Annotated in this window: 24 protein-coding genes; 9 read left to right on the top strand and 15 right to left on the bottom strand. The window is 62.1% G+C overall.

Features of this window, described 5'->3' with window-relative positions:
- Positions 1-34: 34 nt before the first annotated feature.
- The 9 genes from ACMA5I_RS02515 to ACMA5I_RS02475 form a co-directional block, all read right to left on the bottom strand.
- A complete protein-coding gene (locus ACMA5I_RS02515; protein WP_525884649.1) occupies positions 35-1,138 on the bottom strand; it encodes a calcium:cation antiporter in 1,104 nt (367 codons plus the stop codon).
- 117 nt (positions 1,139-1,255) lie between these two features.
- Positions 1,256-1,612, bottom strand: a complete 357-nt coding sequence (gene rplT, locus ACMA5I_RS02510) for a 50S ribosomal protein L20 (protein ID WP_525884648.1) — start codon at positions 1,610-1,612, stop codon at positions 1,256-1,258.
- 12 nt (positions 1,613-1,624) lie between these two features.
- Complete coding sequence (gene rpmI / locus ACMA5I_RS02505) at positions 1,625-1,825, bottom strand: 50S ribosomal protein L35 (RefSeq protein ID WP_525884647.1); 201 nt, start codon at positions 1,823-1,825, stop codon at positions 1,625-1,627.
- A 124-nt stretch (positions 1,826-1,949) separates the two neighbouring features.
- Positions 1,950-3,392: a pyruvate kinase gene (pyk, locus tag ACMA5I_RS02500; protein WP_525884646.1), complete on the bottom strand. Its 1,443-nt coding sequence runs from the start codon at positions 3,390-3,392 to the stop codon at positions 1,950-1,952.
- Between the two features lie 141 nt (positions 3,393-3,533).
- Positions 3,534-5,096: a GNAT family N-acetyltransferase gene (locus ACMA5I_RS02495; protein WP_525884645.1), complete on the bottom strand. Its 1,563-nt coding sequence runs from the start codon at positions 5,094-5,096 to the stop codon at positions 3,534-3,536.
- 69 nt (positions 5,097-5,165) lie between these two features.
- Positions 5,166-6,017 (bottom strand): D-amino acid aminotransferase, encoded by an 852-nt coding sequence (locus ACMA5I_RS02490; protein WP_525884644.1) that lies wholly within the window; start codon positions 6,015-6,017, stop codon positions 5,166-5,168.
- Positions 6,018-6,019: 2 nt separating this feature from the next.
- Positions 6,020-6,985 carry an N-acetyl-D-Glu racemase DgcA gene (gene dgcA / locus ACMA5I_RS02485; RefSeq protein ID WP_525884643.1) on the bottom strand — a complete coding sequence of 322 codons (966 nt, stop codon included), beginning with the start codon at positions 6,983-6,985 and terminating at the stop codon, positions 6,020-6,022.
- Positions 6,982-7,974: an N-acetyltransferase DgcN gene (gene dgcN, locus ACMA5I_RS02480; RefSeq protein WP_525884642.1), complete on the bottom strand. Its 993-nt coding sequence runs from the start codon at positions 7,972-7,974 to the stop codon at positions 6,982-6,984. Before dgcN ends, dgcA begins: the two co-directional genes overlap by 4 nt.
- Before the next feature lie 56 nt (positions 7,975-8,030).
- A complete protein-coding gene (locus ACMA5I_RS02475; RefSeq protein ID WP_525884641.1) occupies positions 8,031-9,056 on the bottom strand; it encodes a LacI family DNA-binding transcriptional regulator in 1,026 nt (341 codons plus the stop codon).
- A 185-nt stretch (positions 9,057-9,241) separates the two neighbouring features.
- Here ACMA5I_RS02475 and gap point away from each other — a divergent pair, with 185 nt between their 5' ends.
- Together gap and ACMA5I_RS02465 are read left to right on the top strand one after the other, a co-directional pair.
- Complete coding sequence (gene gap, locus ACMA5I_RS02470; protein WP_525884640.1) at positions 9,242-10,240, top strand: type I glyceraldehyde-3-phosphate dehydrogenase; 999 nt, start codon at positions 9,242-9,244, stop codon at positions 10,238-10,240.
- Between the two features lie 126 nt (positions 10,241-10,366).
- Positions 10,367-11,539, top strand: coding sequence for a thiolase family protein (locus tag ACMA5I_RS02465; RefSeq protein ID WP_525884639.1), 1,173 nt, complete (start codon positions 10,367-10,369; stop codon positions 11,537-11,539).
- A 48-nt stretch (positions 11,540-11,587) separates the two neighbouring features.
- Here ACMA5I_RS02465 and ACMA5I_RS02460 read toward each other — a convergent pair whose 3' ends face one another.
- Positions 11,588-12,361, bottom strand: coding sequence for an alpha/beta fold hydrolase (locus tag ACMA5I_RS02460; protein ID WP_525884638.1), 774 nt, complete (start codon positions 12,359-12,361; stop codon positions 11,588-11,590).
- The gene (gene ilvA, locus ACMA5I_RS02455; RefSeq protein ID WP_525884637.1) at positions 12,358-13,605 is read right to left on the bottom strand and encodes a threonine ammonia-lyase IlvA; all 1,248 of its coding nucleotides are present in this window, start codon (positions 13,603-13,605) and stop codon (positions 12,358-12,360) included. Before ilvA ends, ACMA5I_RS02460 begins: the two co-directional genes overlap by 4 nt.
- A 100-nt stretch (positions 13,606-13,705) precedes the next feature.
- On the opposite strand from ilvA, the gene ACMA5I_RS02450 reads away from it, so the two are divergent.
- Together ACMA5I_RS02450 and ACMA5I_RS02445 are read left to right on the top strand one after the other, a co-directional pair.
- Complete coding sequence (locus tag ACMA5I_RS02450; protein WP_525884636.1) at positions 13,706-15,535, top strand: 5'-nucleotidase C-terminal domain-containing protein; 1,830 nt, start codon at positions 13,706-13,708, stop codon at positions 15,533-15,535.
- Between the two features lie 59 nt (positions 15,536-15,594).
- The gene (locus tag ACMA5I_RS02445) at positions 15,595-16,821 is read left to right on the top strand and encodes an argininosuccinate synthase (RefSeq protein WP_525884635.1); all 1,227 of its coding nucleotides are present in this window, start codon (positions 15,595-15,597) and stop codon (positions 16,819-16,821) included.
- A gap of 53 nt (positions 16,822-16,874) precedes the next feature.
- On the opposite strand, the gene ACMA5I_RS02440 is transcribed toward ACMA5I_RS02445, so the two are convergent.
- Positions 16,875-17,156: a hypothetical protein gene (locus tag ACMA5I_RS02440; protein ID WP_525884634.1), complete on the bottom strand. Its 282-nt coding sequence runs from the start codon at positions 17,154-17,156 to the stop codon at positions 16,875-16,877.
- Between the two features lie 394 nt (positions 17,157-17,550).
- Here ACMA5I_RS02440 and msrA point away from each other — a divergent pair, with 394 nt between their 5' ends.
- Entirely contained in the window at positions 17,551-18,174 is a 624-nt protein-coding gene (gene msrA, locus ACMA5I_RS02435) for a peptide-methionine (S)-S-oxide reductase MsrA (protein ID WP_525884633.1), read from the top strand.
- Here the strand turns inward: msrA and ACMA5I_RS02430 are convergent.
- Positions 18,156-18,467, bottom strand: a complete 312-nt coding sequence (locus ACMA5I_RS02430; protein WP_525884632.1) for a DUF167 domain-containing protein — start codon at positions 18,465-18,467, stop codon at positions 18,156-18,158. The genes msrA and ACMA5I_RS02430 overlap by 19 nt on opposite strands.
- On the bottom strand, positions 18,467-18,748 hold the full coding sequence (locus ACMA5I_RS02425) for a YggT family protein (RefSeq protein WP_525884631.1): 282 nt from the start codon (positions 18,746-18,748) through the stop codon (positions 18,467-18,469). Before ACMA5I_RS02425 ends, ACMA5I_RS02430 begins: the two co-directional genes overlap by 1 nt.
- Positions 18,749-18,869: 121 nt before the next feature.
- Here ACMA5I_RS02425 and ACMA5I_RS02420 point away from each other — a divergent pair, with 121 nt between their 5' ends.
- The 4 genes from ACMA5I_RS02420 to ACMA5I_RS02405 are packed head-to-tail and all read left to right on the top strand — an operon-like array spanning position 18,870 to position 22,532.
- Positions 18,870-19,400 (top strand): acyl-CoA thioesterase, encoded by a 531-nt coding sequence (locus ACMA5I_RS02420; protein ID WP_525884630.1) that lies wholly within the window; start codon positions 18,870-18,872, stop codon positions 19,398-19,400.
- A complete protein-coding gene (locus ACMA5I_RS02415) occupies positions 19,401-20,750 on the top strand; it encodes an MFS transporter (protein WP_525884629.1) in 1,350 nt (449 codons plus the stop codon).
- 22 nt (positions 20,751-20,772) lie between these two features.
- Positions 20,773-21,642, top strand: coding sequence for a penicillin-insensitive murein endopeptidase (gene mepA / locus ACMA5I_RS02410; RefSeq protein WP_525884628.1), 870 nt, complete (start codon positions 20,773-20,775; stop codon positions 21,640-21,642).
- Complete coding sequence (locus ACMA5I_RS02405) at positions 21,639-22,532, top strand: esterase-like activity of phytase family protein (RefSeq protein ID WP_525884627.1); 894 nt, start codon at positions 21,639-21,641, stop codon at positions 22,530-22,532. Before mepA ends, ACMA5I_RS02405 begins: the two co-directional genes overlap by 4 nt.
- Here the strand turns inward: ACMA5I_RS02405 and ACMA5I_RS02400 are convergent.
- Positions 22,495-23,337 carry an LOG family protein gene (locus ACMA5I_RS02400; RefSeq protein WP_525884626.1) on the bottom strand — a complete coding sequence of 281 codons (843 nt, stop codon included), beginning with the start codon at positions 23,335-23,337 and terminating at the stop codon, positions 22,495-22,497. The genes ACMA5I_RS02405 and ACMA5I_RS02400 overlap by 38 nt on opposite strands.
- Positions 23,338-23,400 lie beyond the last annotated feature (63 nt).

Here is a 23,400-nt window from a genome sequence, read left to right as displayed (position 1 = left end):
GCGGGCGGGCGGGACTTGCAAGCATGTCCCCGCTTTACGGCGAGAAGATGAGGGCAAGATAGGCGAAGAAGAGGACGAGATGGACCGCGCCTTGCAGGACATTGGTGCGGGCGGAGCCGAAGGTCCATGTGGTGCAGAGCAGGGTCAGCGCCAGCAGGATCTGGTTCACCGGGCCGAGGCCGAGGACGATGTCCTTGTTGAGGATCAGGCCGATGGCGAGGACGGCGGGGACCGTCATGCCGATGGTCGAAAGCGCCGCGCCGAGGCAGAGATTGACGGCGCGTTGCAGAAGGTTCGCGCGGGCGGCCTTGACGGCGGACATGCCTTCGGGCGCGAGGACAATCGCCGCGATCAGCACACCGCCCAAGGCGACCGGCAGGCCGAAGCCGGAGATGCCGTAATCGACATATTTGGCGAGCCCCTTGGAGAGCAGGATGATCGGCAGGAGCGTCGCGAGGAGCAGGATCGCATGGGTCAGCGCGCTGTAGCGGGCGTGATGCGGGCCTTGCGGCGCGGGCTCGTCCGGCTCCACGAAATAGGAGCGGTGGCGGGTCGTCTGGATCACGAGGAAGATGACATAAAGGACCAGCGTGACCGCCGAGAAGAACACCGCCTGAAAGGTGGAGAAGGTCGGCGCGTCGGTCGAGACCGTGTGGGCGGGCAGGATCAGCGCGAAGACGGCGAGCGGGAGGATGACCGAGAGGAAGGCCCGCGCGCCCTGGAAGTTGTATTGCTGTTCGACATGGCGGGCCGCGCCGAGCAGGAGCGAGAGGCCCACGAGGCCGTTGAGGACGATCATCAGCACGGCAAACATGGTGTCGCGGGCGAGGGTTGGGTTGCTTTCGCCCGACAGCATGACCGAGGAAATGAGGCCAACCTCGATGCCGACGACGGAGAGGGTGAGGACGAGTGTGCCGAGCGGCTCGCCGATGAGTTCGGCCACCCCGTCCGCGTGTTTCTGGACCCCGGATGCGCCCCAGATCATGACGATCAGCAGCGCCGCGAACATCGGCAGGGCGAGCGCGCCGCCCGACGGGTTGATGGCGGGATCACTCGCGAGGCCGGTATAGAGAGCCAGCATCGCGAGGACGGCGAGCAGGGCCTTTTCGGCGCGGATGAATCGGAGGATGCGGCGCATGGACGGTCTCAGTTTGGGGTCTCTTTCTAGAGTAAGCATCCGCCCGCCAAACCACCAGAGCGCAAAGAAAAAACCCCGCCGAATGGGCGGGGTTTTGTGCATTTTGTCGCGGAGGGCTTAGAGCGCCGCTTTCGCCTGATCGACGATCGCACCGAACGCATCGGGTTCGTGAATGGCGAGATCGGCGAGGACTTTGCGGTCCACCTCGATGCCCGCTTTGGTCAGGCCGTTGATGAATTTGCTGTAGCTCAGCGCCTCATCATGAGCGCGAACCGCCGCGTTGATCCGCTGGATCCACAGCGCGCGGAAATTGCGCTTGCGGTTCTTGCGGTCGCGGGTTGCATATTGCTGTGCCTTGTCAACCGCTTGGGTCGCTGTGCGGAAGTTACGGCTGCGAGCGCCGTAATAGCCTTTTGCGGCCTTTACAACCTTCCGGTGACGGGCATGGGTGACGGTACCACCTTTTACGCGCATGTCTCTGTCTCCTTAACGGTTATACGGCATGTATTTCTTGACGATCTTGGCATCGGCTTCGGAAAGAAGCGTGGTGCCGCGCGCGTCGCGAATGAATTTGTTGGTGCGCTTGATCATGCCGTGGCGTTTGCCAGCCTGACCCGCTTTGACCTTCCCGGAGGCGGTCATCTTGAAGCGCTTTTTCGCGCCCGACTTCGTCTTCATCTTGGGCATTTCGGTCTCCTGATCTGGAGTGGTCATTTGCCAGACATGGCAGCCCATTTCGGCCAGCCTGACGGTTGAAGCGCGGCTTATACCGCCGCGCCTGTGGATTCGCAAGAGGAGATGTTTGGGCGCGTTAGCTGTCGCCTTCATAGACCTTGCGCTCATCGACGGGCGCGACACGCAGAATGTTGGTCGAGCCCGGCGTTCCGAAGGGCACCCCCGCAACGACGACAATCATGTCGTCGGGACCGGCGAAATTATACTCCTTCGCCGCCCGCACCGCGCCGATCACCGCTTCCTTAAAGCGGGTCGCCTCGACTTTCGGGACGGCATGGACGCCCCAGTAAAGGCTGAGACGGCGGGCCGTCTGCTCATTCGGCGTGAGGCCAATGATCGGGATCAGCGGCCGTTCGCGCGAGGCGCGGGTCGCCGTGGTCCCGCTTTCGGTGAAGCAGACGATGGCCTTGATGTCGATGGTCTCGGCAATCTCGCGGGCCGCCGTGGTGATCGCGTCGGAGACAGTGTCACGGGCCGGGGTGCGCGAATTGGTGATGACCTGGGCATAGGTCTCGTCCTTCTCGACCTCGATGGCGACGTTGTTCATCGTCTGCACAGCCTCGATCGGATAGGCGCCCGCCGCGGATTCCGCTGAAAGCATCACCGCATCGGCGCCCTCATAGATCGCGGTCGCCACATCGGACACCTCGGCGCGGGTCGGCACCGGGCTTTCGATCATGCTTTCCATCATCTGGGTCGCGACGATCACCGGCTTGCCCGCCGCGCGGCAACGGCGCACGAGGCGTTTCTGGATCGGCGGCACATCCTGCACCGGCAATTCCACCCCGAGATCGCCGCGCGCGACCATCACGCCATCGGTGGCGGCAATAATCGCGTCGATATTCTTCACCGCCGCGGGTTTTTCGATCTTGGAAATGATCGTTGCGCGGCCCTTGGCGAGCTTGCGCGCCTCCTCCACATCGCTCGCCCGCTGCACGAAGGAGAGCGCCAGCCAGTCCACCCCGAGATCGCAGACGAATTCGAGATCCTTGCGGTCCTTCTCCGACAGCGCGGCGAGCGGAAGCTCCACATCGGGCACATTCACGCCTTTGCGGTTGGAAATATCGCCGCCCACAACCACCTCGCAATCGGCGTAATCCGGGCCACATTCCAGCACCTTGAGGCGCAGTTTGCCGTCATTGACGAGCAGGGTCGAGCCGACCTCCAGCGCCTGAAAGATCTCTTTATGGGGAAGCTGCACGCGGCTCTTGTCGCCCGGCGTGTCGTCCAGATCGAAACGGAATTTCTGCCCCTCGGTGATCTCCACCGGACCATCCGCAAACACGCCGCAGCGCAGTTTCGGCCCCTGCAAATCGGCGAGAATGCAAATCGGGCGCTGCAATTCGGCCTCAATTTCGCGGATCAGCTTGTGGCGTCCGGCGACCTCGTCATGGGTGCCGTGGCTCATATTCAGGCGGAAGACATCTGCCCCGGCCAGAAACAGCTTACGGATCATTTCCTTGCTATCTGAAGCCGGGCCAAGCGTGGCAACGATTTTGACATTCCGATCACGACGCATGGGCTCTCCTTCGGGGGCTACTGGATTCTGTCATGCGCTAACATAATCAGACGCACATAGAAAGCGTAACAAGCGTCAAATCCCGAATTTCTGGGCCGGGCGCGCGTTTATGGAAACGGCGCGCCCGCTGGGGTGCGCGCTTTAGCCGCCATCCTTCCACGCGACTTTGTAGAGATCGAAGCGGCGGTCGCGCAGGTTGCGCACGGAGCCTTCGCGGCGGGCCCAGTCGAGCTTGCCGAGGTCGAGATCCGCAATCACCGCCATCTCGACATTCTCGGACGCCTCCGCCGCGATGCCGTTCCACGCAAAGGGAAAATCGCAGGGGGTGTAGATGCCGCACTGGCTGTATTGCATGTCGAGGTTTTCGACATCGTCCAGCAGGCCGATCCCGCCGGAGGTGACGATATAGCACTGATTCTCCACCGCGCGGGCCTGACAGCAATATTTCACGCGCAGATAGCCGTGGCGTGTGTCCGTGCAGAAGGGCGTGAACACGATGCGCGCGCCTTGATCCACCAGACGGCGGTGAATCTCGGGGAATTCGCTGTCATAGCAGATCGCGACGCCAATCGGGCCGCAATCGGTGTCGATCACGTTGATCTCGTCGCCGCCCTTGATGTTCCAGACGCTGCGCTCATCGGGCGTCGGGTGCAGCTTTTCCTGTGCGTGGACGGTGCCGTCGCGCAGGAAGACGAAGCTGACATTCTGGATATCGCCGTCATCGGTCTCGGTCGGGTGCGAGCCGCCGATGATGTTGATGTTCCGCGAGACCGCGATGCCGCGCAGGCGGTCCGTGAAGGTCGGCGTGTGTTCGGTCAGGCGGCGGATCGCCTCAACCGGGCCGAGCGGTTCGTCGAGGGTCAGGAGCGAGAGGGTGAAGAACTCCGGGAAGACCACGAAATCGCTGCCATAATCAGCGGCCATGCGGGCGAAATAATCCACCCGGTCGTAAAACTGCTCTTCGCTGTCGAACTCGCGCGCTTCGAACTGGATCGAGGCGACGCGCACCACATCCACATCGCCGCGCGTCAGCGGTTGCGACCCGCGATCTTCGGAGAAATAGGGGTTTTCCCATTTCATCAGCACCGCGTGGCCGCCCGAGGGTTTGTCATGCGGGTTATAGTTATGCAGCACGCGCTCCGGCTCGAATCCGGCTTTCATCTGGAAATTCAGCGTGGAGTCGCGGATTTCCTGCTCGCGCACGGCGTCGAGATAGGCATCGGGATTGGCAAATTGTTTCTTGCGCCGCAGATAGCCCGGCATCCGCCCGCCAAAGACGATACCCTTCAGCTCCAGATCGGAGCAAAGACGGCGGCGCGCGGCGTAGAGACGCTGGCCGATGCGCAAGCGGCGGCGGTCGGGATCGACGCAGACTTCCATGCCGTAAAGCCACTCGCCCTTGCCATCGTGACGCGAGCCATAGCCGCCACCCGTGACCTCTTCCCAGCTATGATCGGCGAGCGCGACCCGCTCCTTTATGCGGAAGGTCGCGGCGAAGCCCACCACCTCGCCCTCGTAAAGCGCGACGAACTGGCCCTCCGGGAAGGCCGCGATCTGACCGCGAAGCTGACCGGCGGTATACGCGTCCTCGCCTGGATAGACCTTGCGGCAGAGCGCAATGATCTCGGGAATATCACTGACTTTAGAATTGCGAATTTCGAGCAAAGACGTGCTGCGCGCCTTGCGACGTTCCGACTCGGCCATGGTCATCCTCTCTTCTTGGTTGAGCGGAGAGGTGGCGATTCAAAGCGCTAAAGTCAAACCGAAACCCGGCTAGCGGGCGCGTTTCATGGCCTCTTCGAGATAGAGATCGCCAACACGCCGCGCGACCGGACCGGGCTGACCGCCGCCGACCCGCTGCCCGTCAATCTCCGTGACCGGCCAGCAAATCGCGCTTGCCGAGGTGATGAAGGCTTCATCCGCCTCCAGCGCCTCCTCGACGGTGAAGGCGCGCTCTTCGAGTTCAATCCCGGCCTCTGCGGCATAACGCAGCACCGCCGCGCGGGTGATGCCATGCAGAATATCGGTGGAGAGAGGCCGCGTGATCAGCTTGCCATCCTTGACGATAAAGGCGTTATTGGACGTGCCTTCGGTGACATAGCCATCCTCGACCATCCACGCATCATCCGCACCGCGTTTTTTCGCCTCCATCTTGGCGAGGCTCGGGGCGAGAAGCTGGGTCGTCTTGATGTCCCGCCGCTTCCAGCGAATGTCATCGAGGGTCGCGACCTTGATGCCCTTATGGCGCTGCGGCGCGTTGATGCAGGGCGCTTCCTGGCTGAACAGCACGACGCTCGGCTTCATCTCCGGGTCATAGGAGAAATCCCGATCTGCGATGCCGCGCGTCACCTGTAGGTAAATCCGGCCATTGTTAAGGTTATTGAGGCCGAGGATTTCTCGGTGCAGCGTAATCAGCTCATCCATTTCATCCGGCTCGCGCATCCCCAACTCGCCGAGCGAGCGGCGCAGGCGCTCCATATGGCCATCGAAATCAATCAGCTTGCCGTCGATCACCGTGGTCACTTCATACACCGCATCGGCCATGAGGAACCCGCGATCAAAAACCGAGATCGTCGCCTCGCTCTCGGGCAGGAAATGACCGTTGACGTAAACTGTGCGCTCCATGGCTACCCCCAAAGCTGTCTTGCGGGCGGGTGGATCCCCTGCCCGTCGATTTTCAACGCGTTGTCGCGGTCGCGCTTCATCCAGAGCGGGCCGTCGAGATCGACGATCTCAGCCCCTTGCGCGACGATGAGGCCGGGCGCCATGCCGAGCGAGGTGCCCATCATGCAGCCGACCATGATCTTGAACCCCTCGGCCCGCGCGGCGTCGCGCAGCGCCAGCGCTTCGGTCAGCCCGCCGGTCTTTTCCATCTTGATGTTAATGAAGTCATATTTGCCCTTGAGGTTTGGCAGATCGGCGCGGGTATGGCACGCCTCGTCCGCGCAGACCGGGACGGGGCGCGGCAATTCCAGCAGCACATCGTCCTCATCGGGTTTGAAGGGCTGCTCGACCATGGCGATGCCGAGCCGCTCAAACACCGGCATGAGTTCGAGATATTGATCGACGCTCCAGCCCTCATTCGCGTCCACGATGATCCGCGCATTCGGCACACCGCGGCGAACCCCTTCGATCCGGGCCACATCGCCGTCGCCGCCAAGCTTGACCTTGAGCAGCGGCATGGACGCGGCTTCGCGCGCCTTCTCCTCCATCCCCTCGGGGCTGGCGAGCGAGAGGGTAAAGGCCGTCTCCACGGGCTTCGGCGCGGGCAGGTTCATCAACTCCCACACCCGTTTGCCCGATTGCTTGGCCTCCAGATCCCAGAGCGCATTGTCGATGGCTGCGCGGGCCGCGCCGGGTGGCAGGGCGTCCTGCAATTCGGCGCGGGAGATTTCGGGCGCGATGCTCTCGATCTGCGCCGTCACGCTGTCGAGCGTTTCGCCATTATGGCCGTAAGGCGTGCATTCCGCCCAGGCCCGCGAGGCGCCATCCGCAAGACGGAGGGTCAGCACATCCTGATGGGTGCGCGCCCCGCGAGAAATCGCAAAGGTGCCCTTGAGGGGGAAACTTTCGCGGCTGATCTCGCGCTTCACGAAAGCGCCTCCGCCAGCCGCTCCGCGCCTTGCCGGAACGGGTCCACCGTCGGCAGACCCATCCGCTTTTCGGTCTCTTCGAGGTAGCGCAGCGCTTCGTCCTCGCCGAGCGCCGCCGTGTTGATCGAGACCCCGGTGATCTCCACCGCCGGGTTGACGATCTGCGCAATCGGCAGGACGAGATCGCGCAAGGCTTCGAGCGTCGGAAGCTGGTAGCCCGGCAGGCCGCGCATATGGGTGCGGGTCGGCTCATGGCAGAGGATCAGCGCATCGGGCTGGCCGCCATGGATCAGCGCCATCGTCACGCCGGAGAAACTGGGATGGAAGAGACTGCCCTGCCCCTCGATGAGATCCCAATGGTCGGCGTCGTTGTTGGGCGAAAGCCATTCCACCGCCCCGGCCATGAAATCCGCGACCACCGCGTCGAGCGGGACGCCCTCGCCGGTGATGAGAATGCCGGTCTGGCCCGTCGCGCGGAAGCTCGCCTTGCGGCCCGCCGCGACCATCGCTTTTTCGAGGGCGAGCGCCGTATACATCTTACCGACCGAACAGTCGGTTCCGACCGCGAGGCAGCGCTTGCCCGTCCGTTTCTCCCCATTTGCAATGGGATAAGAACGGTTCGGCAGGCGCACATCGAAGAGGTTCGTGCCATGCCCACTGGCGGCGACCAGTTCCGGCTCGTCGCGCAGAAGGTTATGCAGACCCGAAGCGATATCCATGCCCGCGCCAAGCGCTTCGGTCAGCACGGAGAGCCAGTCTTTCGAGATGACGCCGCCGCGATTGGCCACGCCGACAACAAGCGTTTGCGCCCCGGCCTCCACGGCCTCGGCGACGGTCATATCGGGCAGACCCAGATCGGCCTTGCAGCCGTCCATGCGGAACTGTCCGATAGCGTTTTCGGGGCGCCAGTCGCGCACACCTTGCGCAACTTTGGCAGCCAGCGGATCGGCAGCGTCGCCGAGAAAGAGAAGGTATGGCGTCTTAAGCATGGAAGCGAGGTTGCCACGCGCTCCGCGCCCGCGCAATCTCTAGATCACGCGGCGGCTCAGATTGTTTCGCCCGGCGTAATCTCCACGGGGAACACCATTTTCCGCTCTTCCTGCGGCAGATCGCCCTCCATGGCGCGCAGCAGAAGCTGCGCCGCCTGCACCCCGATATCGAAGCGCGGCGAGCGGGTGGTCGCGAGCGCACGCGGGAAGCCTTCGAGAATGTCGAGACCGTTGAACCCCGCCAGCGCCACATCGCTCGGCACTTTGAGACCGCGCGCCTCCGCCTCGATCACCGCACCGGCGGCGAGCAAGTCCGAGCCGAAATAGACCGCATCGAGCGGGCCTTTGTCCAAGAGATCGCCCAGCAGGATCCGGCCCATGGCGAGCGAGGACCGGCCCGCATAGGTCGCCAGACGCGGCGGCGCGAGCCCGGCCTCTTCCACAGCCGCGCAAAAGCCCTCGTAACGCTGGCGTCCGCGCTGATCCCGCTCCAGCGGACCGCCGCCGAAACCCATGGTTTTATAGCCCTTTTCGACCATCGCCTGCCCCATGGCCCGGCCCGCGTCGATATGGGAAATGCCGACATTGATGTCGATCGGCGTGCCATCCACATCCATGACCTCGGCCACGGGGATATTGGCCGCGCGCAGCATCGCCCGCGTCGCCCCGGTGTGGTCGAGACCCGCGACGACAATGCCCGAGGGCCGCCAACTCAGCATGTCGCGGATCACTTGTTCTTCGGTATCCAAATCGTAATCGGTGACGCCGATTACCGGCTGGAAGCCGCCCGCACGCAGGGTTTTCGAAAGGCCCGACAACACTTCAGGGAACACCACATTGCGCATGGACGGGATCACGAGACCGACCAGATTGACCCGCCCCATGGCCAGCGCGCCCGCAAGCTGATTGGGCACATAGCCAAGCGCCGCCGCCGCCGCGAGCACCTTTTTGCGCGTGGAATCGGCGACATAACCGACATCGCGAATGACCCGGCTGGCGGTCATTTCCGACACTCCCGCGCGCTTGGCGATATCCCGCAGGGTCGGCACCGACCCGCCGGTTTTCTGGGGACGTTTAGGCATCTGCTCCCTTTCAGACTTTTCCCCTCTTAGGCCCTTCGGTGTGGTGAAGCAATATCACACCGGCGACACCCCTGTCCGGGATGGGTCAAATGCCATCTGCAAAAGACTTGTGGTCGCGCCTTCAAGGGCATTAAGAAGAGGCGGACCCGCAGAATCCAGCGGGCTGATGAAAATGGAGGGATATCATGGCGGTGAAAGTCGCAATCAACGGTTTCGGGCGTATCGGGCGGAACGTCCTGCGCGCAATCATGGAGCAGGGCCGCGATGATATTCAGGTCATCGCGATCAACGACCTCGCCCCCGTGGAGACCAATGCGCATCTGTTCAAATATGACAGCGTCCATGGCAAGTATAAGGGCGACGTGAAGGTCGAGGGCGACACGTTCGATGTGGGCCAGGGCCCGATCCGCGTGACCGCCGAGCGTGACCCGAAGGCGCTGCCTTGGAGCGATGTGGATATCGCGCTGGAATGCACCGGCCTTTTCACCGACCGCGAGAAAGCGGCGCAGCATCTTGAGAACGGCTCCAAGCGCGTGCTGATCTCGGCGCCGGGCAAAGGCGCGGACAAGACCATCGTTTATGGTGTGAACCATGAGGAGCTGACCGACGACGATGTGGTCGTCTCGAATGCCTCCTGCACCACCAACTGCCTCGCGCCGCTCGCCTCGGCGATCCATGACGCGATTGGCATCGAAAACGGGTTCATGACCACGATCCACGCCTATACCGGGGATCAGCCGACCCTCGACACCGCGCATAAGGATCTTTACCGCGCCCGCGCGGCGGCGCTCTCGATGATCCCGACCAGCACCGGTGCGGCGAAGGCCGTGGGTCTCGTGCTGCCGGATCTGAACGGCAAGCTTGACGGTGTGGCCGTGCGCGTGCCGACGCCGAATGTCTCGATGGTCGATCTGAAGTTCCTCGCCAAGCGCGACACCTCGGTCGAAGAGATCAACAACGCCATCAAAGAGGCCGCGAATGGCCGTCTCAAAGGCGTTCTGGGCTATACCGAAGAGCCGAATGTGTCGATCGATTTCAACCACGATCCGCACAGCTCGACCGTGCATATCGACCAGACCAAACAGGTCGGCAACCTCTTCCGCGTGATGAGCTGGTATGACAACGAATGGGGCTTCTCCAACCGCATGGCCGACACCGCTGTCGCCATGGGCAAGCTGATCTGAAGCCGCAGACATGCGTGACGTTGGGGCCCTTCGGGGCCCCTTTTTCTATGGCGCTTGACGCGCTCTTTCGGGGCGCTCATGCTGCCTTGCGAAACCTATAGGGAAACCGAAAGGGAGGACCCTTCCATGTCAGACGCAATCGTTATTCTTGGCGGCGCACGCACCGCTATCGGCACCTTTGGCGGCAGCCTTGCGGGCACCCCGCCCATCGACCTCGCCGCCCATGTCAACCGCGCCGCCATGGAGCGCGCGGGCGTCAGCCCCGATGAGATCGGTCAGGTCGTTTACGGCCATGTCATCAACACCGAACCGCGCGACATGTATCTCTCCCGCGTCGGCGCACTCGACGCCGGCATCCCCGAAACCACGCCTGCGATGAACGTGAACCGGCTCTGCGGCTCCGGCGCGCAAGCGATTGTGTCCGCCGTCCAGGCGCTGATGCTCGGCGATTGCGACATTGCGATTGGCGGCGGCGCGGAAAGCATGTCACGCAGTCCTTATGTCCTTCCGAACGCCCGCTGGGGTCAGAAAATGGGGCCGATGGCGACCGTCGACATGATGCTCGGCGCCCTCACCTGCCCCATGGGCACCGGCCATATGGGCGTGACCGCCGAGAATGTCGCCACCGAAATGGGCTTCACGCGCGAGCAGCAGGATGAATTCGCGGTCGAAAGCCAGAAACGCGCCGCCAAGGCCATTGAGGCGGGCTATTTCGACGAGCAGATCGCGCCTTTCGATGTTCAGGTGAAGCGCGACACTGTGGCGTTCGCCAAGGACGAGCATGTGAAGGGCAACACGACGCTGGAGACCCTCGCGGGTCTGCGCCCGGCCTTCCAGAAGGACGGCACAGTGACGGCGGGCAACGCGTCGGGCCTCAATGACGGCGCGGCGGCGGTGGTTCTGGCCCGCGAAAGCGCCGCCAAGGGCCGCGATGTGCTGGCGCGGGTCGCGGGCTATGCGGTGGCCGGTGTCGCGCCGCGCGTGATGGGCTACGGCCCGGTTCCGGCGACGAAAAAGCTGCTGGAGAAAACCGGCTGGAGCGTCGAGGATTTCGACGTGATCGAGTCCAATGAGGCCTTCGCGGCGCAAGCCATGGCGGTCACGAAAGAACTCGGCCTCGACCCGGCGAAAGTGAACCCCAATGGCGGCGCGATTGCGCTCGGCCACCCGGTCGGCGCGACCGGCGCGATTCTCACGGTCAAGGCGCTTTATGAGCTGGAGCGGACCGGCGGCAAACGCGCCCTCGTGACCATGTGCATCGGCGGCGGTCAGGGCATTGCCATCGCTCTGGAGCGCTGAGGCCAAATCCAAAATAGACTTAAAAACGGCCCGCTTCGGGCCGTTTCTTCATGTGGGTTCGCCCGCGAAAAACAGCTCCGCCGCCTGCATGAATTCATAAGGCTTGTCCGCGTGAAGCCAGTGCCCCGCCCCTTTGAGCGACACGATCCGGCTGTTCGGGAACAGCCGCTCAATCTCCTCGCGGCCCGCGTCGTCCACATAGTCGGACTCCGCGCCGCGCAGAAACAGCGTGCGGCCTTCGAATTGCCCGTCCATTTTCGGAAAGCCCACCACGGTCGCCATATCCTTGCGCAGCACGTCGAGATTGAGCGCCCATGAGACCTTTCCATCCTCGATATTCAGCGATTGCAGGAAAAACGCGCGCAGCCCTTTTTCATGCACCACCTCTGCCAGTTGCGCATCCGCGTCCGAACGGGTTTTGACCTTCGAGAGATCAATCGACTCCATCGCGTCGATGTAATGTTCCTGCGTATGCGTATAGGCGACCGGCGCAATATCGGCGACCAGCAGTTTGCGGATCAACTCGGGCCGCGTGAGCGCCAGCACCATCGACGTTTTCCCGCCCATGGAATGGCCGATGAGATCCGCCGGCTGATCGAAGCTTTCCAAGACTTTGGCGAGATCGCCCGCCATATCCGCATAGGTCTGGCTGTCCGCGTGAAAACTGTCGCCATGGTTGCGCAGATCGACGGTCACGACCCGCCGCTCCCGCGCCAGTTTCTTCGCAATCGCCCGCCAGTTCCGGCCCGACCCGAAAAGGCCATGCACGATCACCAGCGGCACGCCGCCTTCACCAAATTCCTGCCGCGCCAGTTCGCTCATACGATCAGCCCCGTAATGGTGTCATTGTCGGTAATGTCGATATAGGAGAAGCCCGCCGCCTCCATCCGCGCCTCAAGGCCGGGGAAGTTCGAGGCGTCATCGGTCTCGACGCCGAGCAGGACGGAGCCGAAATTGCGCGCCGATTTCTTGAGATATTCGAACCGCGCCACGTCGTCATTCGGCCCCAGCAAATGCAGGAAGTCGCGCAGCGCGCCGGGACGTTGCGGGAAGCGGATGATGAAATATTTCTTGGTCCCCGAGTACCGCATCGCGCGCTCCTTGACCTCAGGCAGGCGCTCAAAGTCGAAATTCCCGCCGGAGACCACGCAGATGACCGTTTTGCCGCGGATCTCGTCGCGCAGGTCCTGAAGCACATCGACCGTGAGCGCCCCCGCGGGCTCCAGCACGATGCCTTCATGGTTGAGCATCGTCAGCATGGTCTGGCAAATCCGGTTCTCCGGCACATCAAGGCAATGCTCCGCGCTAAAGCGTTTCAGCACCTCGAAATTTGCGTTGCCGATCCGGGCGACCGACGCGCCATCCACGAAATTATCAACCGCGTTGAGTGTGACCAGCTCGCCCTGTTTCAGCGCGGTTTGCAGGCTCGGCGCGCCGGTCGGCTCGACAAAACGCAGCTCCGTCTCGGGCGCTTCATCGGCGAGATATTTGGCGATCCCAGCGGAAACGCCGCCCCCGCCCACGGGCACGACAACGAGATCCGGGGCGCGGCCAAGCTGCTCCAGCGCCTCAACCGCGACGCTGGCCTGCCCCTCGATGATATCGTCGGAATCGTAGGGCGGCAGAAAACTCGCGCCCTCTTTCTCGCAGAAAAGCTTCGCCGTGGTCAGCGTCTGGTCGAAATAATCGCCGGTCAGCTCGATGCTGATATTCTCGCCGCCGAAGACTCGTGTTTTCTCGATTTTCTGCTGGGGCGTCGTCACCGGCATGAACACCGTGCCGTCCACGCCGAAATGCTGACAGGCGAAGGCGAAGCCCTGCGCATGGTTGCCCGCCGAGGCGCAGACGAACCGCTTCGCCTCCGGGTTCTGCGCCAAATGCTTGCGCATCGCATTGAACGCACCGCGAATTTTATAGGACCGCACCGGGGAAAGATCCTCCCGTTTCAGCCAGATATCCGCGTCGTAAAGCCCGGACAGCATCTCATTGCGTTGCAGAGGCGTGGCCGGGAACAGATCGCGCAGCGCCGCTTCCGCCTGACGCGCGCCTGTCGTAAATGCGCTCATAACAGTCTCCTTCAGCGCCTTTTCACCACGATCCGCCTGAAACAGCAATGTGCGCTTGCACGAAAGATTGATCGGTGCGACGACGGCTGTTACATCGGATATGAACAATTTTACGGACTGGACCAACGTGACCCAACACCAGTTTCGCCTGATCGCAACGAGTGATCTGCACGCGAACTTGTTCCCGTTCGATTATTATCGGGACGAGCCGAGCGACAAAATCGGTTTGATCCGCACCGCGACGCTGATCCGGCAGGCGCAAGCCGAGGTGGAGTCGACGCTTTTCGTTGATAATGGCGATCTCATTCAGGGCGGCCCTTTGGGCGAGATTGTGCAGGATGAGGCGCTGAACCCGATGGTGGCCGCGCTGAGTGCGCTTGGCTGCGCGGCGATCAACCTCGGTAACCATGATCTTGATTTTGGCCTCGACACGACCGAGCGGATGAAGCGCAACGACGGCCCGGCCATTCTCTGCGCCAATATTACGCAGCTTCGCGAGGATGGCAGCACGGGCGCGACTCTGGGGCGGAGCCGGATCATTTTCAACGTGGACATCGCGCCGGATCTCGCGCCTCTGCGGGTCGGGCTGGTCGGCGTGATGCCGCCGCGTGTGATGTCCTGGGCGGCCAAGCAACTCGACGGGAAATATCGCGCTCTGCCGATGATCGCGACGGTCGCCCGCGAGTCGGCGGCGCTGCGCGATGAGGGCGCGGATCTGGTGATCGCTATGGCCCATAGCGGCTTGGAATTGCTGCCCGGCACCGCGCCGGACGACAATATGGCCGCTGAGATCGCCGCCCTGCCCGGCATTGATGGCGTCGTCGCGGGCCACACCCATATGACCTTCCCCATGCCCGGCAATTACGGCCATGAAGTCGATTACAAGGGTGGTAAGGTTTACGGCACGCCGCTGGTGCAGCCCGGCGTTTGGGGGAGCCATATCGGGCTGATTGACTTCACGCTGGAGCATGGGCCGAATGGTTGGGAGAAAACCCACAGCCACGCGCATTTGCGGGGCATTACCGACCATCGCGGCCAGTCCGTTGCGCCCGAGGATGAAGAACTCGCGACCCGTTTTGCCCCCTACCACACTCGCTCACGCGGTGTGATGGCAAAACCGCTCGGCGAGACGCAGATCGCGCTTTACTCTTATCTCACCATGCTCGGCGTGGACCCGTCGCTGCGCCTGATCAGCGAAGCGCATAAACATGCGGTGCGCCCGCTTTTGCCCGACGCGATGGCAGAGCGCCCGCTGCTCGCGGCGGTCGCGCCCTTCCGCGGCGGCGAACCGGGGGCGGAGGAGTTGTTTGTAGACGTTCCCGCCGGGCCGCTACGCGTGCGGCATGTGTTCGACCTTTATATTTACCCCAACACATTGATGGCACTGGATGTAACCGGTGCGGATATCGCCGAATGGCTGGAGCGCTCTAGCAGCGTGTTCACCACGATTCTGCCCGGCGAGCGCGACCGCTTCGCGCTGCGGATCGACAAACCGATCTATAATTTCGACGTGATCCCCGATCTCGATTACGACATTGATCTGGCGGCCACGCCCGGACGCGGCGGCGAGATCCGGCGGGTTCAGAATATCCGCCATCAGGGCCGCCCGCTGTCCCCCGAAGATCGTTTCGTGTTGATTACCAACAACTTCCGCCAAGGCGGCGGGGGCGATTTCGCGCCTGCGCAGCGCACGCCGGTCATACTGGAGACGCGCCTGTCGGGGCGCGATGCGATTGCAAATTACATCTCCGGCCACAGCCCGATCCACGTCTCCAACGCGCCGCTTTTCGGGTTCACACCGATTCAGGACGCGAGCCTGCTCTTCCCTTGCAGCTCCGAACGGGTCGGCAAATTGGCGACATCGATCCTGCCTTCCTGCGAAATCGTTAACCACAGCGAAGGCTGGATTGGCGTCAGAATGCGCCTCTGAACCCTTGCAGCGATGCGTCCAAGGCCCTAGAGAGCAGAAAACCAGCCAAGGGGATTGATATGAGCAATAAACCTAAAAAAGTGGTTCTCGCCTATTCCGGGGGGCTCGACACCTCCATCATCCTGAAATGGCTGCAAACGGAATATGGGTGCGAAGTCGTGACCTTCACCGCCGATCTCGGTCAGGGCGAAGAGTTGGAGCCGGCGCGTAAGAAGGCCGAACTCCTTGGGATCAAACCGGAAAACATCTTTATCGAAGATGTGCGCGAAGAGTTTGTCCGCGATTTTGTATTCCCGATGTTCCGCGCGAATGCGGTTTACGAGGGGCTTTACCTGCTCGGCACGTCGATTGCGCGCCCGCTGATTTCCAAACGTCTTGTTGAAATCGCTGGGGAAACCGGTGCGGACGCGGTGGCGCATGGGGCCACTGGCAAGGGCAATGATCAGGTGCGGTTTGAGCTTTCGGCCTATGCGCTGAACCCGGAGATCAAAGTGATCGCGCCGTGGCGGGAGTGGGACCTGACGAGCCGCACCAAACTTCTGCAATTTGCCGAGGAAAATCAGATCCCTATCGCGAAGGACAAGCGCGGCGAAGCGCCGTTCTCCGTCGATGCGAATCTGCTGCACACGTCGTCCGAGGGCAAGGTTCTGGAAGATCCGGCGGAGGAAGCGCCCGATTACGTTTACCAGCGCACCACCGACCCGGAGAAAGCGCCGGATACGCCCGAATATATTGAAATCACGTTCGAAAAAGGTGATGCGGTCGCGATTAATGGTGAGGCAATGAGCCCGGCGACGCTGCTGACCAAGCTGAACGAGATTGGCGGCAAACATGGTGTGGGCCGTCTCGATCTCGTTGAAGGACGTTTCGTTGGCATGAAATCGCGCGGGATCTATGAGACCCCCGGCGGCACGGTGCTGCTCGAAGCGCATCGGGGGATTGAGCAAATCACCCTCGACCGCGGCGCGGCGCATCTCAAAGACGAGTTGATGCCCCGCTATGCCGAGTTGATTTATAACGGTTTTTGGTTCAGCCCGGAGCGCGAAATGCTTCAGGCGGCGATCGACAAGAGTCAGGAGCATGTGTCCGGCACGGTGCGCCTTAAACTTTACAAAGGCTCGGTTCATACGGTGGGCCGCTGGTCCGATGAGAGCCTCTATTCGGAAGCCCACGTCACCTTCGAGGATGACGCTGGCGCTTATGATCAGAAGGATGCGGCGGGCTTTATTAAGATTAACGCGCTGCGGCTCAAACTGCTCGCGGCACGGGATCGCCGGAATAAATAATCAAAAAAGAGGGGCTTCGGCCCCTCTTTCTCGTTGCGATCTAAAGCTTTGACTTAACCTTTGCGGTAATGCGCGACATTGCGCGCCACGGTCCGCTGGATCGGAATGAGCGCCGCCACGGCGATTTGCGCGGGCGCTTCGCCGGTGAACATCGCGAATTGCGCATCGCCCAGAGCCTCCGCAAAAGCGAAGGGCTTTTCCATCATCATTTCGGTCATTTCGGCCAGTCCCATCTGGCCAAGCGCCATGCGCCCGATGCGGCAAGACATCACATCGCCCGCCTGCAACGCCATCTGCGTTCCCGTCGCCGCGACATCCATCCAACCACAAAACATAACGCCTCCATAAGGTTATGTAGCATCATTATTTCTTCTTTCAGACCACAGAAGAAATTTATGTTCAAGCACTTAATGGCCTGACCCTAGGTAAGTTCAATCACAAAACCGCGCTTTTGACCAGCGTCCGCAGGCTCTCCTCAATTTTAACCATTATTCGAAATATTTCCGGCGCGCCGCGCGAGCGAACCGGATCCGACCAGTCCGCGCCTGCTTACTTCACCAATCTTACCGTTCGCTTAACGCCCTGCACGACAGGATGTGATCGCAACTTTCATCGCTTTTTCACCGTAGATGTGACAGAAGGCCCGTGTATGACGCGCATCGAAGGGGTCGGACGCGGAGTGTTGACGCCGACCCTCGGGCCGCATGATTAAACAAGTTGGAGTGTTCCATGATGAAAACGAAACTCGCCGCAGCCGCGCTCTTTGCCCTGACGCCGACCGTGGTTCCCGCCGCAGATATCGTGGTCGCGGGAGGCTGTTTCTGGTGCGTTGAGGCCGATTTCGACAAGCTGAACGGCGTGAGCGACACCGTGTCCGGCTATACCGGCGGCACCACCCCGAACCCAACCTATGATCAGGTGACGGGCGGGAACACAGGCCACTATGAAGCAGTAAAGATCAGCTATGATCCGGCGGTTCTGCCGACCGAAGACCTGCTGACCTATTTCCTGCGCACTGTGGACGTGACCGATGATGGGGGGCAGTTCTGCGACCGTGGGTCAAGCTACCGGACGGCGATTTTTGTGGCCACCCCGGAGGAACGCGCGGTTGCCGAGAAGGTGAAAGCCGAGGCCGAAGCGGCGCTTGACCAGACCGTGGTGACGCCGATCCTCGATGCCGCGACCTTCACGGTCGCCGAAGATTATCACCAGAATTACTACCAATCCGACGCGCGGGCGTTGACCCGTTTCGGTGTGATCACACGCGCTGATGCCTATGAGCGTTACCGTCAGGCGTGCGGGCGCGATCAGCGGGTGCGGCAGGTCTGGGGCGATCAGGCCTTTACCAAATAAGGCGACAAACGCGCCATGATCTCCTCGGGCGCGCCACTGAGACGGACGGTTTTCAGCCGTCCGGTTGCGCCCTTGTCGATCTCGACGGCCGATTTCGGGAGGGCGAGCGTCTTGGCGAGATAATCAATGATCGAACGATTGGCGGCCCCGTCCACTGGAGGAGCCGCCACTTTTATTTTCAACGCTTTACGCCCGTCCGGCGCGGTCACGACATCCCCAAAGGCGGTGCGGCTGGCGCGCGGACTGGCCAGAAGCCGAAGCCGGACGCCATCCGTCCCCGCCTCGGCGGGCATCAGTATACCAGATTATTGATGATGATGGTTTGCAGCGCGAAAATGCCGAGCAACACCACGAGCGGTGCGAAATCGAGACCACCCATCTGCGGCAACATCCGCCGCACCGGATCATAAAGCGGCGCCAGCAGCCCTTCGAGACCGTTCCAGATCGACCGCACAATCGGCTGGTGCAGGTTCAGAATGTTGAAACTGATCAGCCAGCTCATGATGACATGGGCGATGACGATGAACTGGGCCACATTGAGGACCATCAGCAGAATTTGCGCAAGTGAAGTCACGATATTGCTCCGTTTCTCGGTTCAACTCTAGGTAAGGCAGGGTTTTACGCGCCGCAAGGTTTGACAAGCCGCGCGCCCCCGTGCATCGCTTTGCGCGCACGTCCCTTTTCAGGAGAACCCGATGTATCCCGCACTCAGATTCGGCTGGCATTACTGGCGCGCCAAGGACATGAGCAAGCTTGAGTTGGAAGATGTCCACGAATTTGAAATGCGGTGCCATCCGGGCGATATCGACTTCTGGATGGAGATGAATAATGGCCGCGTGCTGACGCTCTACGATATTGGGCGACTGAGCTGGATGCGCCGGGTCGGCGCGATCGACACGTTCAAGGACAAGGGTTGGGGCATCACCGTTGCCGGCTCCACGCCGCGCTATCGCCGCCGGGTGCGGCTTTTCAACAAATTCCGCCTGCGGACCGGCGTCATCGGGCGCGATGAACGGTTTATTTACATGATGCAGAGTATGTGGCTGGGCGAAACCTGCTGCAATTCCGCGCTGTTGCGGCTCGCGGCGACGGATGAGAGCGGCATCGTCGCAACGGACAGGATTGCCGACGCCTTTGGCCGTCCTGACTGGCGGCCGGAACTGCCCAGATGGGTGCAGGGCTGGATTGACAACGAGGTCCACCGGACCTGGCCGCCGGAGGTCTGAATGGAAACGACACGGGGAATGGAGAAGCGCGCGATCTGGGGCTGGATGCTCTTCGACTGGGCCAGCCAGCCCTTCTACACGCTCATCCTGACCTTCGTGTTCGCGCCTTATATCGCGACCGCGATCAACGGCGGCGGCGCAGCCGGGCAAGCCGCATGGGCCGATATTAACCTTGTCGCGGCCCTCTCCGTCGCCCTCGCCGCCCCGATCCTCGGCGCGCTGACGGACGCGCTCGGACGGCGCAAAATGTGGTTTGCGGGGCTGGCCGTGATCTACGTTCTGGGTGTGCTCGGCCTCTGGAACGCCGCGTCGGACAGCCCGATTCTGCCCATGGCGCTCGCCTATTGCGCCGCCTTTATCGCCGCGGAGCTGATGATTGTCGTGACCAACGCGATGCTCCCCGATCTCGGCGACGACAAACAAATGGGCCGCATCTCCGGTTTCGGCTGGGCGCTCGGCTATGTTGGCGGGATTGTGTCGCTGTTTATCATGCTGGCGTTTTTTATGCCCGCCGATGGCAAGGAGACCACGCTGATCGGCCTTAGCCCTGTCTTCGGCCTCGGCGAGATCGAAGGCGGCGCGGCCCGCGCCTCCGGACCCTTCGCCGCGCTCTGGTTTCTGATCTTCATTATCCCGTTTTTCCTCTGGACCCGCGACGTCGCACCGGTGCGCGGAACCATAGCCAGTGGGCTTTCCGATTTGGCACGCTCCATCCGCAGCTTGCCGAAAAAACCGAACCTTTTGAACTACCTGCTCGCTTCCATGTTCTACCGCGACGCGCTGGCGGGCATCTACACTTTCGGCGCGATCTATGCGGCGGGCGTACTTGGCTGGACCAGCTTCGATCTTGGCATTTTCGGGATCATCTCGGCGCTGATCGGCGCGATTGGTGGCGTTCTGGGCGGTCTCGCCGATGAACGTTTCGGCCCGCGCCCGGTGATCCGCGTCGCCATCCTGCTCCTGATCCTCACCTCGATCACCGTGATCACCACGCGTCCCGATCAAGTGCTGTTCATGAGCGTCGCCGACGGCTCGAACCTTCCGAACCTCGTCTTTTACGGCTGTGGCGGGATGATTGGCGCGGCCGGCGCGGCCCTGAGCGCCGCCTCGCGGACCATGCTCGTCCATCAGGCCAAGGACGAAATCCCGATCACCGAAGCCTTCGGCCTCTACGCCATGACCGGCAAAGCGACCGCATTTCTCGCACCGCTCCTCATCGGTTTCGCGACCCGCGTGACCGACAGCCAACCCCTCGGTGTCGCACCTGTGATTTTGCTTTTCCTGCTCGGATATGGTCTTCTGATGCGTGTCGGACCCGCGAAAATCACGCAAAACGCGGCACGTCGATAATCGACCAACAAGGCATGAGCAGATGAAAAAAAACGCCCTGATCGCCGCCCTTCTCGCGGGACTTGCCAGCATTCCCACCAGCGCCGCCGCGCAAGCCGCCAAGCAGCTTTTCGGTGCCGAGCAAACCGCCGCGAGCAGCCTCACAGCGCAGGCCATTGGCGAGTACGCGCGTGGCTGTGCGGCCGGGAATATGCAGCTCGCCGAGACCGGCCCGACATGGCAGGCCATGCGCCTTTCGCGCAACCGCAATTGGGCGCAGCCAACCACGGTGTCTTTCGTGCAGGATTTGAGTCGTTATGCCGCGCAGGTGGGGTGGCGCGGGCTCTATATTGGCGACATGTCGCAGCCCAAGGGCGGGCCGATGCTCACGGGGCATTCCAGCCATCAGGTCGGGCTTGATGCGGATATCTGGTTGAAGCCCGCGCTGAATCTCGCTCTCAGCCGTGCGGATCGCGAGCGCATTTCGTCGGACACGATGGTGGCTGGTGACAAGGTTAATGTGAACAGCGCCTGGACGCAGGCGCATCACCTGATCATTCGCCGCGCCGCCGAAGATCCGCGCGTCGCCCGGATTTTCGTGAACCCCGCGATCAAGAACCGCATGTGCGCCGAAGCGCCCGCGAATGATCGCGCCTTTCTCAATAAAATCCGCCCATGGTGGGGGCATGATTACCATTTCCACGTCCGGCTGAGCTGCCCTGCGGGCAACACCTCTTGCGTTAATCAGGCGCCGCCGCCGCCGGGGGATGGCTGCGCGGATGCGGCGCAGTGGTTGCGCGATATCGTGAACCCGCCGGCGCCCGACCCGAACGCGCCGAAGCCGCAGCCCAAGCCGGAATTGCGGCTGGCAGACCTTCCGGCAGGCTGCGCGCAGGTTCTGAACAGCCGATGATCCGCATTATCGACCTGATCACCGCCGCGATCCTCCCGATCTCGGCGGGCTCTCCGGCGTTGGAACTCGACGGGCGCGCGGTCCTGCGCAGCGATACGGAGTCCTTCGGCGGGCTGTCGGCCATCGAGATCACCGAAGATGGGGACCGCTTCGTGGCCGTCTCGGATCGCGGGCAATGGTGGATGGGGGAGATTACCCGCGAAAATGGTCGGATCACCGCCGCACGCCCGACCGAACGCACCGCCATCCGCACCTCACGCAATATGCCGGTCCCGCCGGTCCATAGCGACGCGGAAGGCATGGCGCGGCTACCATCCGGCGAATTTTTCCTGAGTTTTGAGGGCAATCACCGGATCTCGTCCTTTGCCGCGCCGGGCGATCGAGCGACCCTCATTCCGCGCGACGACCCAATCCGCCGTCTTCAGCAAAACAGCGGGTTCGAGGCGCTTTTCAACGATGCCGACGGCGTGGTTTACGCGATCCCGGAGCGCTCCGGGCAACTGGACCGCCCATTCCCGATCCATCGCTGGAAGGACGGAGCCTGGAGCCGCCCCTATTCGGTCCCGCGCGAGGGCGAATTTCTTGTGACCGGCGCGGATCTTGGGCCGGACAACAAGCTTTTCGTTCTGGAACGCGATGTGGGTCTGTTGGGCTTTCGTAGCCGCATCCGCATGTTCGACTTCGACCCGGAGACCGGGCCGACCAACGCCGTCACGCTGATCGAGACCACCATGGGCCAGCTCGACAATATGGAAGGGATTTCGGCCTGGGCGGATGAGGACGGCAACACCCGTCTCACTCTGATCTCAGACGACAATTTTTTCCCGCTGCAACGCACGGAAATCGTGGAGTTTATTCTCCGTGATCCGCCTCCCAGCGATCCAGAATAGCTAGCGCTTCTTCCGCGCTCTCCGCATATTCGAAAAGATCGAGATCGCCCGGTGAGATCGTCCCGGCATCGGCGAGCGCTTCCCAGTCGATAATCTTTTCCCAGAACTCGCGGCCAAACAGGATCACGGGCAGTTTGTCCATCCGCTTTGTCTGGATGAGCGTGAGCGACTCAAACAGCTCGTCCAGCGTCCCGAAACCACCGGGGAACACGGTGATTGCCTTGGCCCGCATCAGGAAATGCATCTTGCGGATCGCGAAATAGTGGAAGTTGAAGGCAAGTTCGGGGGTGCAGTAGGGGTTCGGTTCCTGCTCGAACTCCAGCACGATATTGAGCGAGACCGAGCGCCCGCCCGCATCATGCGCGCCGCGGTTGCCCGCCTCCATCACGCCCGGCCCGCCGCCGGTGACGATCACGCCCTCGCGCCCACCGGAGTCCTTCATGCTTTTCTCGGTGCAGAGCCGCGCAAAGGTCCGCGCCTCATCGTAAAACCGCGACAGATCGGCTAAAGTCTGCGTCCGCGCGCGCTCTTTATGCGCGGGATCCGGGATCCGCGCCCCGCCGAACATCACGATGGTGCTGTCCACTTCCTCTTCGCTCAGGATCATCTCCGCCTTGAGCAGCTCAAGTTGGAACCGCACCGGGCGCAATTCCTGACGCAGCATGAAATCCTGATCGTCAAAGGCCAGCCGATACGTGTGCGAGCGCGTTTGCGGCGTGTCCGAGAAGGTCTCCGCCTGCGCAACATCCTCCCGCGCATGGGGGAAACGTTTATTCGCATCGTTCGCATCTTTGCGCCGCGCCATCGGGACCTCGCTCTCACTCTCTCTGCACATTGCGTCATGCCCGCCCGCACTTTATAGGCGGTA

This window comes from Jujubicoccus corallicola (assembly GCF_047345645.1).
In the GTDB taxonomy this organism is placed as follows: domain Bacteria; phylum Pseudomonadota; class Alphaproteobacteria; order Rhodobacterales; family Rhodobacteraceae; genus JBLEFH01.
The sequence above is the reverse complement of the archived record's forward strand: the minus strand, read 5'-3'. Positions and strand labels throughout refer to the sequence as shown.